General features: G+C 62.0%; 13 protein-coding genes (1 of these 13 cut by a window edge). 6 read left to right on the top strand and 7 right to left on the bottom strand.

Annotated features, from left to right (window positions below; translation table 11 throughout):
* Nucleotides 1-3,208, top strand: the 3' portion of a protein-coding gene (locus ACVTFQ_RS24330) for an AAA family ATPase (protein WP_470424038.1). Its footprint begins 266 nt before the window's first position; the window shows 3,208 of its 3,474 coding nt (coding positions 267-3,474); its start codon lies beyond the left edge, outside the window; it ends in the stop codon at nt 3,206-3,208.
* A gap of 214 nt (nt 3,209-3,422) precedes the next feature.
* Here ACVTFQ_RS24330 and ACVTFQ_RS24335 read toward each other — a convergent pair whose 3' ends face one another.
* The 7 genes from ACVTFQ_RS24335 to ACVTFQ_RS24365 form a co-directional block, all read right to left on the bottom strand.
* Complete coding sequence (locus tag ACVTFQ_RS24335; protein ID WP_113177503.1) at nt 3,423-5,111, bottom strand: ABC transporter ATP-binding protein; 1,689 nt, start codon at nt 5,109-5,111, stop codon at nt 3,423-3,425.
* Nucleotides 5,108-6,052 carry an acetamidase/formamidase family protein gene (locus ACVTFQ_RS24340; protein WP_113177502.1) on the bottom strand — a complete coding sequence of 315 codons (945 nt, stop codon included), beginning with the start codon at nt 6,050-6,052 and terminating at the stop codon, nt 5,108-5,110. Before ACVTFQ_RS24340 ends, ACVTFQ_RS24335 begins: the two co-directional genes overlap by 4 nt.
* Before the next feature lie 67 nt (nt 6,053-6,119).
* Nucleotides 6,120-7,739, bottom strand: a complete 1,620-nt coding sequence (locus ACVTFQ_RS24345) for an ABC transporter substrate-binding protein (RefSeq protein WP_113177501.1) — start codon at nt 7,737-7,739, stop codon at nt 6,120-6,122.
* Between the two features lie 26 nt (nt 7,740-7,765).
* The gene (locus tag ACVTFQ_RS24350) at nt 7,766-8,683 is read right to left on the bottom strand and encodes an ABC transporter permease (RefSeq protein ID WP_113177500.1); all 918 of its coding nucleotides are present in this window, start codon (nt 8,681-8,683) and stop codon (nt 7,766-7,768) included.
* Nucleotides 8,683-9,531 (bottom strand): ABC transporter permease, encoded by an 849-nt coding sequence (locus ACVTFQ_RS24355; RefSeq protein WP_111560918.1) that lies wholly within the window; start codon nt 9,529-9,531, stop codon nt 8,683-8,685. Before ACVTFQ_RS24355 ends, ACVTFQ_RS24350 begins: the two co-directional genes overlap by 1 nt.
* The gene (locus ACVTFQ_RS24360; protein ID WP_113177499.1) at nt 9,531-10,112 is read right to left on the bottom strand and encodes an ANTAR domain-containing response regulator; all 582 of its coding nucleotides are present in this window, start codon (nt 10,110-10,112) and stop codon (nt 9,531-9,533) included. Before ACVTFQ_RS24360 ends, ACVTFQ_RS24355 begins: the two co-directional genes overlap by 1 nt.
* On the bottom strand, nt 10,109-11,242 hold the full coding sequence (locus ACVTFQ_RS24365) for a transporter substrate-binding protein (protein ID WP_113177498.1): 1,134 nt from the start codon (nt 11,240-11,242) through the stop codon (nt 10,109-10,111). The genes ACVTFQ_RS24360 and ACVTFQ_RS24365 overlap by 4 nt, the downstream gene beginning before the upstream one ends.
* 277 nt (nt 11,243-11,519) lie before the next feature.
* Between ACVTFQ_RS24365 and ACVTFQ_RS24370 the strand changes: the two genes are divergently transcribed.
* The 5 genes from ACVTFQ_RS24370 to ACVTFQ_RS24390 all read left to right on the top strand — a co-directional run bounded on the left by ACVTFQ_RS24370 (nt 11,520) and on the right by ACVTFQ_RS24390 (nt 17,315).
* On the top strand, nt 11,520-11,762 hold the full coding sequence (locus ACVTFQ_RS24370; RefSeq protein WP_113177497.1) for a DUF2188 domain-containing protein: 243 nt from the start codon (nt 11,520-11,522) through the stop codon (nt 11,760-11,762).
* A 47-nt stretch (nt 11,763-11,809) separates the two neighbouring features.
* The gene (locus ACVTFQ_RS24375; RefSeq protein WP_113177496.1) at nt 11,810-12,043 is read left to right on the top strand and encodes a BrnA antitoxin family protein; all 234 of its coding nucleotides are present in this window, start codon (nt 11,810-11,812) and stop codon (nt 12,041-12,043) included.
* A gap of 299 nt (nt 12,044-12,342) precedes the next feature.
* Nucleotides 12,343-13,302 carry a bile acid:sodium symporter family protein gene (locus ACVTFQ_RS24380; RefSeq protein WP_113177514.1) on the top strand — a complete coding sequence of 320 codons (960 nt, stop codon included), beginning with the start codon at nt 12,343-12,345 and terminating at the stop codon, nt 13,300-13,302.
* Between the two features lie 274 nt (nt 13,303-13,576).
* Nucleotides 13,577-15,385 (top strand): ABC transporter ATP-binding protein, encoded by a 1,809-nt coding sequence (locus tag ACVTFQ_RS24385; protein WP_113177495.1) that lies wholly within the window; start codon nt 13,577-13,579, stop codon nt 15,383-15,385.
* A gap of 10 nt (nt 15,386-15,395) precedes the next feature.
* Entirely contained in the window at nt 15,396-17,315 is a 1,920-nt protein-coding gene (locus ACVTFQ_RS24390; protein ID WP_470424039.1) for an ABC transporter ATP-binding protein, read from the top strand.
* Nucleotides 17,316-17,388: the final 73 nt, after the last annotated feature.

The following is a 17,388-nucleotide window of genomic DNA, read 5'->3' on the forward strand; positions in this document are numbered from 1 at the left end:
GAAGCGTCGGACCGGTAGTCTCGTCGACAGCAGCGGTCAGCCGGTCAACGAGGGCATGCTATCGGCGGCGCTCGGCGGGATCGGACGCGATGCCTACCGGACGATGTTTTCACTCGACGACCACTCCTTGAAGGAGGGCGGTCAGGCGATCATCCAGAGCAAGGGCGAGCTGGGCGAATTGCTGTTTTCTGCAAGCTCCGGCCTGGCTGGCCTCAACAGATCGCTGGTCATGGCGGCGGACGATGCGGCGGCCATTCATCGCAAGCGTTCGTCGAGCACCAAGCTCGCCGAGCTGAAGCGAGCGCTCGAGACGCTGAAGAACGAGCGCAACGCTATCGACACCTTCGCGGCCGCCTATTCGGTGCTCGCGGCAACCTTGGCGCAGGCCAGCGCATCCTACGATGCGGCTGGCGCGGAGTTGGCCGAGGCCAAGCTTCGCCACACGGAGCTAACGCGCATTCTCGCGACGCTGCCGCTGACTTCGGAACTCGATCGCCTGGCGGCGGAATTCGCTGGTCTTGGCGAACTGCCGCGCCCGCCGGCGGATTGGTTCGCGCTGCTGCCGCAGCTTTCGCGCGACGAGACACGACTGCAGGCGCTTACGGAGACGGCGGAACGCTCCATTCGGCAGCTGTCGGATGAGATCGATGGCATGATCGTGGATGAAGAGGCGCTATCGATCGCCGCGATTATGGAGACGCTTGAGATCGGGCGAGCACGCTACCGGGCGGCCGCGGATGATCTGCCGAAACGCAAAATCGCGCTCGCCGAGCAGGAAGGCATCCTGTCGCGGTTGCTCTTCAATCTCGATCAGGCGGGACATGAAAATCCCGAGAGACTGCTGCTACCGGCTCCATCCGTCGGCGCCATCCGCGACTTGATGGAGAAACGCTCGGGGATCGACGCGGAAATCGCCTCCGCGGAGCGCGAGCTCAAGCGCGCGAAGGATACCCTCAAGCGCTTGAAGGAGGACGCGGCTGAGTTTGGTGATGGAACCGAGATAGCCCCAGACACGCAATCGCGCATCGAGAGCGCGCTGGCGAGGTTGACGGATACCGACCTGCTCTCGCGTCTTGCGATCGAGGAGCGGTCTTATCGTCAGCTGCAACGCAATTTCGATGAACGGACAGCACTGCTAGCGCCCTGGTCGGGTGATATCCATGATCTGAAGGACATGAAGGCGGCGGAAGCCCGGCAGCTGGATATGTGGCGATCGCAGGCGACGTCTATCGACAGGCGCGTGAACGAGCATCGCGGCAAGCTTCGCGACCTCACCAGCGAGCGAGCCGCGAGTTCGGCGCGGATCGCCGCCTTCGCGAGCGAGGGTACGATCGACGACAGCGCAGCACACGCCCTGCGCGGCGCGCGCGACGCGGCCTGGCAGAACCATCTCTCCACGCTAGACAGTGCCACCGCTTCGGTGTTCGAGCAGGCGATGCGGCAAGACGATGCCGCGACAGACAACCGGCTGGCGCGTGCCAAGGAGCTCGCCGAGCTCCGGCAGCTGACGCTCGCAGCCGCCGCCAGCGCGGCCGCCATCGACCGGCAACAGGAGCTGCTTGCGGAAGCACTGGAAGAACACGATGGATTGGCGGACAAGATCGGCGGTTATTTGCCTGACGCTGTCGAGGCCGGACCGGATGCGTTGGAGCGCCTCTTGGCGCTTGAGAACTGGACAGGCAGGCGGAGTGCTGCGCTTTCGGCCCGGGACGATTTGAAGAAGGGCGAGTATGAGCTGGAGGCGCTACGCTCCGAGCTTGGGCGGCATCGCACAGAGCTTGAGGCAGCCCTGACCGAAGCCGGCGCGCGGTTTGATGCCGACATGCCGATCGCAGACCTGACGCGAGCGGCGGCGAGACTGCTGGCCGACAGCAGGAGCAGGGAGGAAGCGCGCGCCAACCACAAGAAGGCAGTGAGCGGCCTGACGCGCGATATTGCGGAGCGGGAGCGCGACCATCAGCAAGCTGTCCTTTCCGCGGATGCATGGCGCGATGCCTGGACGGAGGCGCTGTCAGGCACATGGTTTGCCGACAAGGCCAAATCCGTCGCTGCCGTCGGCGCCATTTTGTCCACTCTTGCAAGCTTGCCCGGCGTCCTGAAGGAGCGTCAGGATCTGGCGCAGCGGGTGTCGGCGATGGAGAATGACCAGAAGCAATTTCGGGTCGAACTGGCCAACATGCTGGGCCGGTTGGAATCCGATATACCGTCGGGCGACGTGCTCGCCGCCGCCAATGCGCTTGTCGAGCGCTATAACAGCGCCTTGCGCGATCAACAGCACCGCGCGGACAGGCAAGCAATGCTCGAAAAGCTGCAAGCCGACCGCCAAGCGCTCGACGCAGAGCTTGCCGTTCATAACGCCCGCAAAGCGGAGCTGACAGGCTATTTCGGCGCCGATACGCTTGCTGCCGTGGGGACCTACCTCGAAGCGGCCAAGGAAAGGGACCGGATCGAGCGGCGGATGGCGGAGCTTCGCGAGCAGATTGCCCAGGGCCTGCGCGCCAAGACATATGAGGGTGCGGCACGGCTATTGTCCGATATAGACCCCGCCGAGGTCGAGCACAGCGCGCTCAATCTCGCCGCCCGGATCGAGGACCTGACGGAGCGCGCGCGGGAGCTTTACGCCGACATGACCCGCGCCGAGGACAAGCTCGATGCCGTGGGTGGCGACGACGCCGTTGCCCGCATCGAAGCCAAGCGCCGGACGCTTCTGCTTGAGATCGAGGCGCTCGCCATTCGCTACCTCACGCTTCGAACCGGCACGCTTGCCGCCGAACAGGCGCTTCATCTCTACCGCGACAAGCATCGCAGCTCGATGATGAACCGCGCGTCACAGGCGTTTCAGACGATCACCGGCGGCAATTACTCGGGCCTCGCCACGCAGCCGGATAAGGACAAGGAGATCCTGATTGGCGTATCGCGCGATGGCGGATCGAAACTCGCCGATTCCATGTCGACGGGAACGCAATTCCAGCTTTATCTGGCGCTGAGACTCGCTGGATACGAAGAATTCGCGGCCGTTCGCCCGGCCGTGCCCTTCGTTGCCGACGACATCATGGAGAGTTTCGACAATCCGCGCTCCGAAGAGGTGTTCCGCCTGCTTGGACAGATGGCGAAGGTGGGCCAGGTCATCTATCTCACGCACCATCTGCATCTGTGCGAGATCGCCAAATCCGTCGTTCCCCACGTGAAGATTCATCAGCTGGGATAGGGCGTTCGAGGTCGAGGAAATAGTGATCACTCAGCATTGGGCGCGACTGGAGTGCACGATCGAGATCTGGAATCTCGCGGGCTTTCTTTCGTGAGACACGCGTAGCTGTTCCGTCGGGAGCACAACCCGCTAACCCCATCGGCGTCCCGGGAGTGACCGCGTAATTGGCGAACAGCTAGCAGCAATTTTACAAACGACTGGTGTCTGCCGCCGATCACGCATGGCGGCCTGCCAGCCCCCGGTAAGCGCTCGGATCGGGAACTGGTACGGCTGCGATCAGCGCCTTGGTGTAATCTACCGTCGGGTTCTCGAAAATCTCGCGCCGGGTGCCTGTCTCCACGATCTTTCCGCCGCGCATGACCGCGACCTGGTGCGACATGCGCTCTACCACGGCCATATCGTGGCTGATGAAGAGATAAGCGATTCCCATCGTTTCCTGCAGCTCAAGCATGAGGTCTAGCACACGGGCGCGAACCGAAACATCGAGCGCCGCGACGCTCTCGTCAGCAACGATCAGCTTCGGCTCAAGCGCCAACGCACGGGCGATGCAAATCCGCTGGCGCTGGCCACCGGAAAATTCATGCGGGTAACGGCCGGCAGCATCCGGCGACAGGCCGACACGGCGCAACAGCTCGGCCGTGCGGTCCTGCCGCTCGCTCTTGTTGCCGATACCGTGGATCACCATCGGCTCGGCAATCGCAGCACCCACGGCCATCCGGCTGTCGAGCGATGCATAGGGATCCTGGAAGATCATCTGCGCGCAGCGCCGGACCGAGCGCATCTCGCGATGGCTGAGCCCGGAGATATCCTGACCGTCGATCATGACACCGCCGGTGAACGGGATGAGGCCCAACACGGCCTTCCCCGTCGTTGACTTCCCCGAGCCGCTCTCGCCCACAAGGCCCAGCGTCTCGCCGGGCATGATGTCGAACGAAACGCCGCTGACCGCGTTGACCGGTGGCTTGCCCTTGGAGAACCGGCTGACGGGTGCGCCGTAGCTGACGTTGAGGTCGCGCACGTTCATTATGGGCGCCGCGCCGGGCTTGGGCAATTCGGCCTTGCCGGGCGTAATGCGCGGTGGGCCATCGGTTCCGGCATGCGCGCCGAGCCGCGGCACAGCGGCCAGCAGCTGGCGGGTGTAGAGCTCCTTTGGCCGCTCGAAGATTTCCAACGACGATCCGCTCTCGATGATGCGACCGCTCTGCATCACCAGCACGCGATCGGCCATTTCGGCAACCACGCCCATGTCGTGGGTGATGAGAATGATCGATGTTCCGAATTCAGCCTTCAGCTCGCGCATCAACTTGAGGATCTGCGCCTGAACCGTAACGTCAAGCGCTGTTGTCGGCTCGTCGGCGATCAGCACCTTGGGTCGGCATGACAGCGCCATGGCGATCATCACGCGCTGTCGCATCCCGCCCGATAGCTCGTGAGGAAATTGATTGAGGCGCTTCGCCGGATCGGTGATCTGAACAGTATCTAGCATGCGCAGCGCCACGGCGTCGGCATTTTCGCTGCCTTGATGCTCGCGGATCGCCTCGGTCAGCTGCGCGCCGATCGACATCACCGGATTGAGCGACGTCATCGGCTCCTGGAACACCATGGCGACATCGCCGCCGCGAACGCTGCGCATCGCGCGGTTCGAGAGCTTCAGCAGATCGCGCTCGCCAAGCACAATGTTGCCTGATGTGACGCGCAGCGACGCCTTTGACAGCAATCCCATGATGGCAAGCGAGGTCACCGATTTGCCGGATCCGGACTCTCCGGCGATGCAAAGCGTCTCGCCGCCCCCCAGCTCGAAGCCCACGTCCCGTAGAACCGGCTTCAGCCCGTCGGGCGTCAGTGCGTCGACGTTGAGTTTGCGCACCGACAGGACGGGCGAGGAAGCGGAAGACGATGTCACGCGAATACGATCCTCGGGAAGTAGAAGGACACGACCCAATTCGGCTGGTCGACGATCTCGCTGATCCTGAGATCGCCACAGACCGAGCAAAGCAGATAGGCGTCGACCGCGCTCATGCCGTGCTCGGCACCGAGCAGGTCGATCATCCGCATGACGCTTTCGCGCGCGCCCGTCATCAGATCGGGACCGATCCCGGTGGTGACTTCGTAACCAGCGCCATCGAGGTGGCGGGTAACAGGCTCGGTTGTCGTGAAGCGCGGCGTCTGCAGACGGGCATCCTTCACCAGCTCGATCGTCGCCTCTACGTTCATCTGGCTTTCGATCGCCGTGCCGCAGACCTCGCCATCGCCCTGAGCGGCGTGGGTGTCGCCGATCGAAAACAGCGCGCCCTCAACCTCTACCGGCAGATAAAGCGTAACGCCCGCCGTCAGATCGCGAATGTCCATATTGCCTCCGACGCGGCGCGGCGGAACGACGGAGTGAGTGCCGGGTTCGGCGGGCGCCACGCCGATTGTTCCCGCGAAGGGCTTCAGCGGCACACGGCCACCGGGGCCATAAAGCGCCGGTGCCATGCTGGCAGCGTCATAGGACCAGACGTGCAGTGCAGGATCCTTGAACTGATCGGCGAGCAACCCGAAGCCGGGAATATTAGCCGTCCAGCCGTGGCCGGAGGGCTCGAAGCGGCGGATCGTGACCTTCAGCGCATCACCCGGCTTGGCGCCTTCGACATAAACAGGACCGGTGACCGGATTGATCTTACCGAAATCGAGCGTGTTCAGCGTATCGAGCGTAGCATCCGGGCCGAGCTGACCGCCGGATGAATCCAGACACTCGAAATGGATGGTCTCACCGGCTTTGGCAACGACGACAGGCTCGAAATCCTTGTTCCAGCCAAAATTATGCTGGGCACGGTGAATGGTGTAGGTGCAGGCAACGCACATATCATGTCTCCCTAGTTTCTTGGCGCCCTCCCGATCTGACCGGGAGGGCGTTTTTTTTATCGAGGGCTTATTGGTTGACGTAGATCGCGTCGTAATTGATGACGCGCGTCGGATCGATGTAGATGTTGTCGGCGCCGCCCATGCGCAGGGACTTGGCAACGACGCGGCGCTCGTTGATAACAGGCACCCACGGCGCATCGGCCATGATATCGGTGAAGACCTTGCCCCACGCGGCGGTGCGCTCGGCCGTTTTTGCCGGATCGGACATCGAGTCGGCCGCGACCGCGCGCTTGTCGAGATCGGCGTTGCAATACCACGACCAGTTCCAGCCGCCGGCGACGGCACCCGAGCAACCGAGGATCGGACCGTAGAAGTTCGACGGATCTGGGAAGTCGGCGATCCAGGCCATGCCACCCGACCAGATCATCGGTGCTTCGCCTTCCGTGCCGCCAGCAGCGATGACATTCGCCTGCGCCAGCGCGCGGATTTCAGCCTTGACGCCAACGGCGGCGAGATCCTGCTGGATCGCCTGGGCGATACGCGGCTGCGGATCGGTATTGGTGGCGTAAAGCACCGTTGAGAATCCATCGGCAAAGCCGGCTTTCGCCAGCAGCGCCTTGGCCTTGGCCACATCATACGCATAGCCGGTGAAAGACTTGTCATAGCCAGGCATCAGCGGCGGCAGCGGCTGGTTGGCAGGCGTCGCGCGACCGTTCAGGATACGCGTGATGCGCTCCTTGTTGATCGCCATGTTCATGGCCTGGCGAACCTTGACGTCGTCGAAGGGCTTCACCTTGGTGTTGAGCGTGATGTAGCCGGTGTGCAGTTGCTCACCATCGACGATCATCTTCGCGCCGTCGGCCGAGTTTTTGATCTCGAGGAATTTGGCCGGCGGGATGCCATCGCCCGCAATATCGACCTCGCCTTTCTGCAGACGAAGAAGTGCTACGAGCGGCTCCTGCCCCACCTCGACGCTGAAGCTGTCGATATGCGGAACGTCCTTGACGAAGTAATCCTTGTTGCGCTCGAAGAGCAGCTTCTGGCCGATCGTCCAATCCTTGAGAACGAAGGGGCCGGATCCGACCGGCTTCTTGCCAAAGTCCCCGCCCGCGGCCTCAACGGCTTCTTTCGGCACAACCGAAGCGAAGTTGATAGCGAGCACGTGCAGGAAGGTAGCATCCGGGCGAGATAGGGTGAAGATCACAGTCGACGCATCGGGCGTCTCGATGCCTGACAGCGTGGTTGCCTTGCCGCCGGTCACATCCTCGAAACCCTTGATGGCGCCGAAGAAGCCGGCGCCTGGTCCCTGCGTCTTCGGATCGACGGCGCGTTCGATCGAGTATTTCACATCCGACGCGACGACTTCGCGGCCATTCGAGAACTTCACGCCCTTGCGCAGTTTGAAAGTGTAGCTGAGACCATCGGGCGCTACAGTGAAGCTTTCGGCAAGCGACGGCACGAGGTTCGGCGTACCGGGCTCGTAATCCATAAGGCGCGAATAGAGGCTCTTGATCATCGACCAGTTTACCCAATCGTAGCCGATGGCCGGATCTAGCGTGGTAATGTCGTCCTTGTAGGTGACGACGATGTCGCCGCCCTGCTTGGGCGCGTCTTGCGCCATGAGCGACAGCGGAGCGAGTGCCACCATCGTTGCCATGGTTGTGGTGTGAAGCCAGCGTTTGAACATTCTCGGTTCCCCTTCTTTGGTTGCTGTCAACGTGTGCGAATGCGTGGATCGATAAGTGGCGCAATGAGGTCGGCGAGCAGGTTGCCGATGACGATGGCGAGCGCAGATACCAGCGTGACGCCCATGATGATCGGGATATCCACCTGCTGGATCGCCTGCCAGGCAAGCTGGCCGATACCCGGCCAGCCGTAGACGGCCTCGACCACGACCACGCCGCCCATGAACTGGCCGATATCGATGCCGATCATCGCGATGACGGGCAGAATGGCGTTCGGAAGCGCGTGGCGGAAGACGATGCGGCGGGAGGACAATCCCTTCGCGCGGGCCGTGCGGACATAATCCTGGTTGAGGACATCGATCATCGCCGACCGAACCATGCGCGCATACCAGCCGGCGCCGAGAATGCCGAGGGTGGTGGCTGGCAGCACGACATGGGCTAGTGTGCCGTAGCCGCTCATCGGAAACCAGCCGAGCGTGACGGCGAAGACATATAGGAGCAGCAGCGCGACGACGAACTGTGGCGCCGACACGCCGACGAAAGAGGCCATCATGACGACCCGATCGACGAAACCGCCGCGGCGCACCGCTGCGACCGTCCCAAGCATCAGCCCAAGCACCACCTCCACGAAGATGCCGGCAAGCATCAGCGTCAGCGTCGCGGGAAGGCGCGCGACGATCAGGGTCCAGACATCGGTCTTTTGCGCGTAGGAACGGCCAAGATTGCCGGAGAGAAGATTGTGCAGATACGTCCAGAACTGCAGCAGCATCGGCTGGTCAAGCCCCAGCTCGTGACGAATATTGGCCACGGTCTGCGCCGTTGCGCTGCGGCCGGCGATCATGCGCGCGGGATCGGCAGGCAGCGCATAGAGCAGTACGAAAGTGATGGCAGCCACGCCGAGCAAGATCAGAGCGGCCTGGACGAGGCGGCGGAGAACGAGAAACATTAGCCCCGGCCCCGCTGCGTCGGATCGAGAATATCGCGCAACGCATCCCCTACCAGGTTGAACGAAAGAGCCGTCAGCAAAATCACAGCGCCAGGGAAGAACACCAGCCAGGGTGCAGCCTGAAAGTAACTCTGGCTCTCGAAGATGATGTTGCCCCAGGACGGCTGCGGGGGCTGAACGCCGATGCCAAGGAACGACAGGGTCGCCTCCAGAAGCACTGTGGTCGCGATACCGAGCGTGCCCCAGACGATCGCCGTCGGGATCAGATGCGGCAGGATGTGCAGGAAGAGCACCCTGAGATGTCCGGCACCCAACGATCGCTCCGCCATGATGAAATCACGCTCCGACAGGCCACGTGTTTCGGTATAGACGATGCGCGCCACCTGCACCCAGTTGACCAGCGCGATAACCATCGCAACGATCCAAAGGCTCGGCCTAAGCAGAGCAGCCAGGACGATCGCGAGCAGCAGCGCCGGAAAGGCCATCATCAGATCGGTGAAACGCATCAGAATATTGCTGGCGATGCCCTTCACATAACCCGCGACGATGCCGATCATCAATCCGATCGCAACCGCGATCCCGTTTGCCACCAGGCCGATGACGAGCGACGTGCGTGCTCCATAAAGCAGGCGCGAGAAGAGATCCCGCCCAAGCGTATCGGTTCCAAGCAGGAACTGGCCGCCGGGAGGCAGCGGCGCTCCCTCGATCGAGAGTCCGTCGAACATCTGATCATCTGGATTGAACGGCGCGATCCAGGGCGCGGCGATCGCCAATACGATGACAGCGACGACGATCGCGAGACCGAAGACCGCCGCCGGCTGGCGCAACATGGCTTTCAGGACACGCATCAACCGACCTCCGGCAATGGCTCGGCACCGCCGATGATGAAGGCCGCGAGCTGTTCCATCGGCAGGCGCCGGCGCATCGCGCAGTCCCGCAGGATCGCGTAGGCGCGTTCCTCATTGACAGCGTGGACACTCATCAAGCGCTCCACGGCTGCATGAACCAGCGGACGCAAGCGCACGCGCTCTTCCAGGAACTTGACGCGCTCGGCCACCGTCTGTCGTTCCTGATGAATCGATACGGCCATGACGAGCGCCGGATAGACAGCGGAGGCGGCAACAGGCTTTGCGATGATGGCGCCCGCCCCCTGCTCCAGCGCCCAGGCGATGCGGCCCGGCGCTTCGGACCCAAGCAGCGCCACGACAGGGCAAGCCGGCATTGTGTCGCGCCATGGGAGAAGGTCATCCCAACCTTGGTCGGCATCGACGATGACCAGATCCGGCACCGCGGCAGCGCCCAAAGGCGCCCATTGCAGCGTCGGCTGCGCACCGAGCAGGCGAAGCTGGCGGACCAGCCTTTCGGTGTTGCTGTCTTCGCGATGAACGACCGTTACGCACCAGCCGTTGAAATTCGGTGTCTCCCTCATGACACCACCCGCAGTCTCGGTGCGGCCGGCTGGCTGCGCCCGGTGAGGTAAGGATCGGCGGCAAGTGGCGGTCGCGAACTTATGACGTCGAAGCCGTTCTCGGCGTTGATGCGCCCGAGATGAAAAGGCAGCGCCGCGTGATTTGTTTCGCGATCAATCGACAACGACCCGAACAATGTTGGCCAAGCGGATGAGTGCAGCATCCGGCGCACCTCGAGCGGATTGTCGTCGTCAACCGCAACGATCGCATCGGCACACAGCTTCGCAGCCGTATAGGCGCCGGCAAACACGCTCGAAACACGCCGCTGGCTGCCGAATTGCGCCGCGACCCGTGCCTTGAAGGCAACATTGTCCGCCGTGTCGAGATTGTCGAAATAGGAAGCGGCGCAGAGCTGTCCGAGTGCTGCACCCGGTGACATCTCGTCCAGTTCGCACTCCATCAGGTCGCAGCTGACAACTGGGCAATTCTCGGCCCGAAACGCCGCGTCGCGTTCGCCGAGTTTGCGGATCTCCGCAAGGAAGGCATAGCTCGAAGGGCCGATCAAATTGTTGAGAATGAAGCCTGGGCGGCGCTGCTCGATATCGGCGACGATACGATCGACGGACGTTTCCTCAAGCGGCAGGTAGCGCTCGCCAAGCACTTCGCCGCCGGCATTGTGTATGAGCTCTCTCGCCAACCGGTTCATCTCCCAGCCCCAGACGTAATTGGCGCCGACCAGATAGGGGCGCGCACCAAAACGCGGTATCAGATGATCAAACAGCGGTATCAGGTGCTGGTTCGGGCAACCACCGATGTAGATGACGTTCTCGTTGGCTTCGAACCCTTCATAGGGGCACATATACCAGAGCAAAGCGTCGTGTTTTTCGACAAGCGGAATGACTTCCTTTCGCGCCGCCGATGTGATTGTACCGACGATATGGCGGCAGCCGGCGCGCAGAAGTTCGCGCGCGCCTTCGAGATAGGCAGAGAGGTCGGCATGCGGATCGAAGAACACCGGCTCCACCGCCCGGCCGCTTGCCGCGGCGAACTCCGACAGCGCAAACTCCGCACCATCGCGCGCATCCCGTCCCATCGGCGCATATGGGCCGGAGGTGGAAAACAGAACGCCGATCTTCAGTGCATCAGCCATGCGGACCCCAAAAACGAAAAACCCCACGACGCGGTCCCATCGATGATGGGGACGTCATGGGGCGAAACTGCCCAGCGACTATCGAAGTCATGTGTATGCGGAGACCATTTGCCTAATCCGCAGGCCTGCATAAAATACAGGCTCATAGGTTTTGTCAAGCGCGATCGACAATTCCAAAAACACGCTACCGACGATGCCCCGCTTGACCTCAAGCCCAGTGCTTCCCAGGTATCCTTGAGCCTATCCGAATGGCATGGGCGCAGCAGGAGATAGCACGATGCAGATTACCTACCACGTCGGACAGCACAATGGTGGCTATGGATACCGCCTTGGCGATGTCTGGTCCGAAACATTTCCCACGCATGGCGCAGCACTTGCCGCGGCAAAGGCCGCCGCGAGCCGCCAGCATGTCGAAGGCCGTGACGCCGAAATCCAGTATCAGACCGCGGATGGTTCGTGGCATACGGAACATGCCAGAGGCGGCGATCGCCCCGATACCGAGGTGATTGACGATCGCTGAGCGTTGGGCGACCTTTCGCCAGAATTTCACCGACACAGGAATATAGAATGGCCACGACACCCCGACGCCCCGTCAATGCAATGGATGCGGCGGAAGCCTTGTTCAAACCCGCCAAGAAGCAGCCGGCTGCTGCCATCGAGCGTCCTGCGATCCCGAATACGAAGGAGATGGTGTCGATCAAGATCGACAGCGATGTTCTGGCGTTCTTCCAGGAAGACGGTCCCGGCTGGCAGGAACGGATCAATAACTGCCTGCGCGCGGCGATGAAGGCTGGCCGCTGATCCCTGGACGAGCGCATCGCATCGCCGTGGTGCTAGCCGAGATGCTTGGCAGGGGGCCACGACGATGCGTGCTGCGTGGCAAACTCAGACTAGCGCCCGCCTTCAACGAGGGAAATGGGGCATGAATATGACGTGTACGTAAAAGGAAATATATCAGATCGAATATCTCTTACTCGGGACATTTTCTTATCGAAACGCCCCGATCCGTAGCGATCGGAACCGAAAGCAGCGGCAACGACCTTGACAGCATAAGCCTTGCGCTCAAAAGCCGGGACATATGTTTGCTTAAGGTTATCGGCATGAAACTCCTCACGTCACTCTCCGCGTTTGTCGGCAAGACATTCGCCCTCTGGGTCATCCTCTTCGCCGTTCTCGGCTTCCTGCTGCCGGATGTGTTCAAGCACGTGACACCCTATATCGTCACGCTGCTCGGCATCATCATGTTCGGCATGGGCCTGACGATCTCCGTCGATGACTTCCGTGAACTCAGCCGCCGCCCGGTCGAGGTCGCGATCGGCGTCGTCGCGCACTTCGTCATCATGCCGGCTCTCGCTCTGCTCTTGACCGTGCTCATCCCGATGCCGCCAGAAGTCGCCGCCGGCGTCATTCTCGTCGGCTGCTGCCCCGGCGGCACGTCGAGCAACGTCATGACCTATCTCGCCAAGGGCGACGTTGCGCTCAGCGTCGCCTGCACCAGCGTCACCACGCTGGCCGCCCCGATCGTCACGCCATTCCTCGTCTGGATGTTCGCGAGCCAGTATCTACCTGTGAACGCCATGGCGATGTTCATGAGCATCCTGCAGGTCATCATCCTGCCGCTGGCGCTCGGCTTCCTGGCGCAGAAAGTGCTGCCTCGCCTGGTCGAAAAGACAGTCCCTGCCCTGCCACTCGTCAGCGTCGTCGGCATCGTGCTGATCGTTGCGGCCGTGGTCGGCGCCAGCAAGGGCGCCATCGCGCAGTCCGGCCTCCTGATCTTCGCTGTCGTAGTCTTACACAATGGGCTTGGCTATCTGCTCGGCTTCTTCGCCGCCAAGGCGTTCGGCCTCAATCTCTACAAGCGCAAGGCGCTGGCCATCGAAGTCGGCATGCAGAACAGTGGCCTTGGCGCCGCGCTCGCCACCGCCTATTTCTCGCCGGTCGCCGCCGTGCCTAGCGCCATCTTCAGCGTCTGGCACAATATCTCCGGCGCGCTTCTGGCGAACTACTTCTCCAGCCGAACCGATGAGGCCTCGGAAAACAAGGCAGTCGAGGCCTCCTGACCTCGCGCGCAAAACACCACACAATCGATCGAATGGCTGGCCGAAAGCGGGCCATTTTCATTTTCGATCAGGTGCTCGGCGAGGCCTCACGATAAAATAACCAGTTGGTGAATTGTTTACTTGAACGGCCGGTTCGAATCGTCAAAGGTAAGCACGCTAACCAATCCCGTCATCGATTTGCCGTCCCTCGCGGACCCGCGCCGATACACCTCTATTTTGGAATGATACCGTGAGCAGCGATGCTTTAAACCGTGTAGCGAAGCCCTCGGCTTCGATGGCAAAGGCGACTGCGGCAGGATGGGGTAAGGGCCTCTCCACGTTGGTCCGCATCACCGTCATGGCCTTGCGCCACCCATGGCAGTCCGGCCTTGCGATCGGCGCCACCCTGATTGCCTCTTCGTTTCAGTTGATGATCCCGCGCCTGCTCGGGCATGCGGTGGATCACACCCAGGCTGTCGTCGAAGGCGGTGCCGCGGGGCTGGTCGCCCAGGATGCGCTGTTGACGACCGCCTTGCTGCTGCTCGGCGCCAGCGTGATGCGCGGCGTCTTCACCATGGTGCAGAACTATTACAGCGAAAGCGTCGGCCACCACATGGGCTACGAGCTTCGCATCGCCTGCTACGAAAAGATCCAGCGGCTCTCCTTCAGCTTCCACGACAGCGTGCACTCCGGCGACCTGATCACCATCGGCCTGCTCGATCTGGAAGGCGTGCGCATGTACTTCTCTACGGCGCTGGTGCGCATGGTGCTGCTGACCATGCTGATCGGCATCGGCGCCTACATGCTTCTATCGACCGACGTGGTGCTCGGCCTCCTGGCGCTGAGCTTCGTTCCCTTCGTCGGCTGGCGTTCATCGGTGACGCAGCTGCGGCTGCGCGCCACTTGGCTGGTGCTGCAGGAGCGGCTTTCGGTCCTGACCCGGATCATGGAAGAAAACCTTGGCGGCATTCGCGTGGTCCGCGCCTTCGCGTCCCACGCCTACGAGATGTCCAAATTCGAGGCTGCGTCGAAAAGCGCGCTGGAGCTCGCGCATCAGCGCGTCGGGATCCGTGTCATCAACACCAGCGCCATGACCTTCTCCTTTTTCGCCGCGATGGGCCTCGTGCTCTGGGTCGGCGGCGGCAAGGTGATATCGGGCGAGATCACCGTCGGCACACTCGCATCCTTCCTCACCTTCATGACCATCCTGCAGATGCCGGTGCGCCAGCTTGGCCTGATGGTCAACGCTTTTGCCCGCGCCTCCACCTGCGGCACACGACTGTTCGAGCTGCTCGATCTCGAGATCGCCGTTCGCGATGCGCCTGATGCGAAGGAATTGAAGATCACCGACGGTACACTTCGGTTCGAGAATGTAAGTTTCAGCTATCCAAGCACGCCGACGCAGCAGGCGCTGCGGGGCATCTCCTTCGAGGCGAAACGCGGCGAGACGATCGGCATCGTCGGCCCTCCCGGCAGCGGCAAGTCGACGCTGGCGCATCTCATCCCCCGTTTCTACGATGTCACCGGCGGCCGCGTCACCATCGATGACCAGGATGTGCGCAAGGCGACACTTCAATCGCTGCGCCGCTCTGTCTCCATCGTGCAGCAGGATTCCTTCCTCTTCACGACATCGATCGAGAACAACATTGCCTATGGCGACCCGTGGGCGAAGGAAAGCCGCATTGCCGGCGCCAGCGAGAGCGCGCAGTTGCACAACTATGTGCTCGGCCTGCCGACGGGCTACGATACGGTCGTCGGCGAACGCGGCGTTTCGCTCTCTGGCGGCCAGCGCCAGCGTCTGTCGATCGCCCGAGCCCTGATGCTGAAGCCCGCGGTGATGGTCTTCGACGATTCCACGGCCGCGATCGATGCCGCGACTGAGCAACGCATCCGCTCCGCCATGCGCAAATACGCCGCCGACCGCGTGACGATCATCGTCGCCCACCGGCTGAGCTCGCTGATGCATGCGGACCAGATATTGTTCATCGAGGAAGGCGAGGTCGTCGAGCGCGGCACACACGAGGAGTTGCTGGCCGCGAACGGGCGTTACAAGGCGCTTTACGATCTGCAGGTGCGTCCCGGCGACGAAGCCGTGAGCGCCTAGGGAGGAAGACATGGCCGAGGAAATGGAAACCGAACGCTCCGACGTTCGCGAGGACGGTCGCCGGCCGCCGCGCGCGGTCGTTGGATCGCAGCGCGTCGAGGAGGAGATGTTCGGCAAGGCCTTCGACGGCAACGTCATCAAGCGGATCTGGGCCTTCGTACGGCCCTATCGGCGCGACGTCGTGCTCTCGGTCTGCGCGGTGCTGACGTTCACGCTGATGCAGCTGCTGATCCCGCTGATCATCCGCTATGCGATCGACCACGGCATGCAGCAGGATGGTAGCCATTCGGCGCTGACATGGGCCGTCGTCGCCTTCCTCGTGGCGATCCTCATCAATTACGGCGCGAGCTACGCACAGGAGACGCTTGTCGGTAGCGTGGCCGAAAATGTGCTCTTCGATATTCGGCGCCAGATGTTCTTGCACCTGCAGCGCGTCTCGCTCTCCTTCATGGACAAGACCGAGGTCGGCCGCCTGATGTCGCGCCTGCAGGGCGACGTCAATTCGATGCAGGAATTCCTGGAAACATCGGTTCTTTCGGTCGGCGACATGACGCTGCTCGTCGGTATCGTCGGCGTCATGCTTTATCTTGATCCTAAACTTGGCCTGCTGACACTCTCGGTTCTACCAATCCTGTTCATCGTCCGCCTCTTCTGGCTGCCGCTTGCCCGCAAATCCTTCATGGCGGCGCACGAGACCAATTCTGTGGCCAACGGCGCCCTGGCCGAGGCGATCCATGGCGTGCGCGCCGTACAGAGCATGGACCGGCAGGGCGTGAACTTCACGCTTTACGACGACAAGGCGAAGGCGAACCTTCAGACCCATCTCACCGCCGCGCGTTACGCGCAGGTGATGGTGCCGATCGTCGATTCACTGACGGGTGTCGCGATGGCGCTGGTCATCGTCGTCGGCGGCGCGCGTGTGCTCAACCAGGCGCTTGATGTCGGCGTGCTCGTGGCGTTCCTATTCTACATCCAGCGCTTCTTCGACCCGATCCGTTCACTGACGCTGCAATACTCCGTCATGCAGCGCGCCATGGCATCCGGCCAGCGACTGACAGAAGTGCTGGACGTGCCGATCGACATCAAGGACGCAGCCGATGCGGTGGTTCTCTCCAAGGACATGGACGGCTCCGTCGAGTTCCGCGACGTGGTCTTCGGCTACAATCCGGAGCATCCCGTGCTGAAGCATGTCTCTTTCAAGGTCAACCCAGGCGAAACGGTCGCTCTTGTTGGACCGACCGGCTCTGGCAAGTCGAGCTGCATGTCGCTGATCCACCGCTTCTATGATGTGCAGCAAGGGCAGGTGCTCGTCGGCGGCCATGATGTCCGCGCGCTCACACAGGATTCGCTCGGCGACCAGATCGCCATGGTGTTGCAGGAGCCTTTTCTCTTCACCGGAACCGTGTTCGAAAACATCCGTTATCACAAGCACGACGCAACGCGGGAGAAGGTCATCGAGGCTGCCAAGGCCGTCGGCGCGCATGAGTTCATCATGCGCCTGCCAGAAGGATACGACAGCATGCTGGGCGAGCGCGGCGGCAATCTTTCGCTCGGGCAGCGGCAGCTTCTGTCATTCGCGCGTGCGCTGGTGGCGGACGCGAAAATCCTGGTGCTGGACGAGGCGACGGCGAATATCGACAGCTATACGGAGATGCTGATCCAGAAGGCGCTGGTGAAATTGCTGGAGGGTCGCACCGGCCTAGTCATCGCCCACAGGCTGGCGACCATTCGCGAGGCCGACCGGATCATCGTCCTGCAGAACGGCGAGCTCGTCGAAAGCGGCAGCCACCAGCAGCTCATGGCAAACCGCAAGCTCTACGCACGGCTCTACGACCTCAACTACGCGTCATTCGACGATATTCCGGAAACCGTTCTGGAAGAGACGACGGCAAGCGGATCGGCGACCTATAATACGCGTCAGCAGACTTGACACTACGTCATCGCTTGACATCATTCCAGAGTTGCATTGGCGCCGTGAAACCATCTTGGAGAGCGCCGCCATT

Source organism: Rhizobium sp. O111, assembly GCF_055616315.1.

Excerpts from the sequence above, each read along its gene's own strand:
- ACVTFQ_RS24340 (WP_113177502.1), bottom strand. The coding sequence starts at position 6,052 with ATGTGCGTTGCCTGCACCTACACCATTCACCGTGCCCAGCATAATTTT.
- ACVTFQ_RS24345 (WP_113177501.1), bottom strand. The coding sequence starts at position 7,739 with ATGTTCAAACGCTGGCTTCACACCACAACCATGGCAACGATGGTGGCA.
- ACVTFQ_RS24350 (WP_113177500.1), bottom strand. The coding sequence starts at position 8,683 with ATGTTTCTCGTTCTCCGCCGCCTCGTCCAGGCCGCTCTGATCTTGCTC.
- ACVTFQ_RS24360 (WP_113177499.1), bottom strand. The coding sequence starts at position 10,112 with ATGAGGGAGACACCGAATTTCAACGGCTGGTGCGTAACGGTCGTTCAT.
- ACVTFQ_RS24375 (WP_113177496.1), top strand. The coding sequence starts at position 11,810 with ATGGCCACGACACCCCGACGCCCCGTCAATGCAATGGATGCGGCGGAA.
- ACVTFQ_RS24380 (WP_113177514.1), top strand. The coding sequence starts at position 12,343 with ATGAAACTCCTCACGTCACTCTCCGCGTTTGTCGGCAAGACATTCGCC.
- ACVTFQ_RS24365 (WP_113177498.1), bottom strand. The coding sequence starts at position 11,242 with ATGGCTGATGCACTGAAGATCGGCGTTCTGTTTTCCACCTCCGGCCCA.
- ACVTFQ_RS24390 (WP_470424039.1), top strand. The coding sequence starts at position 15,396 with ATGGCCGAGGAAATGGAAACCGAACGCTCCGACGTTCGCGAGGACGGT.
- ACVTFQ_RS24385 (WP_113177495.1), top strand. The coding sequence starts at position 13,577 with ATGGCAAAGGCGACTGCGGCAGGATGGGGTAAGGGCCTCTCCACGTTG.
- ACVTFQ_RS24370 (WP_113177497.1), top strand. The coding sequence starts at position 11,520 with ATGCAGATTACCTACCACGTCGGACAGCACAATGGTGGCTATGGATAC.
- ACVTFQ_RS24355 (WP_111560918.1), bottom strand. The coding sequence starts at position 9,531 with ATGCGTGTCCTGAAAGCCATGTTGCGCCAGCCGGCGGCGGTCTTCGGT.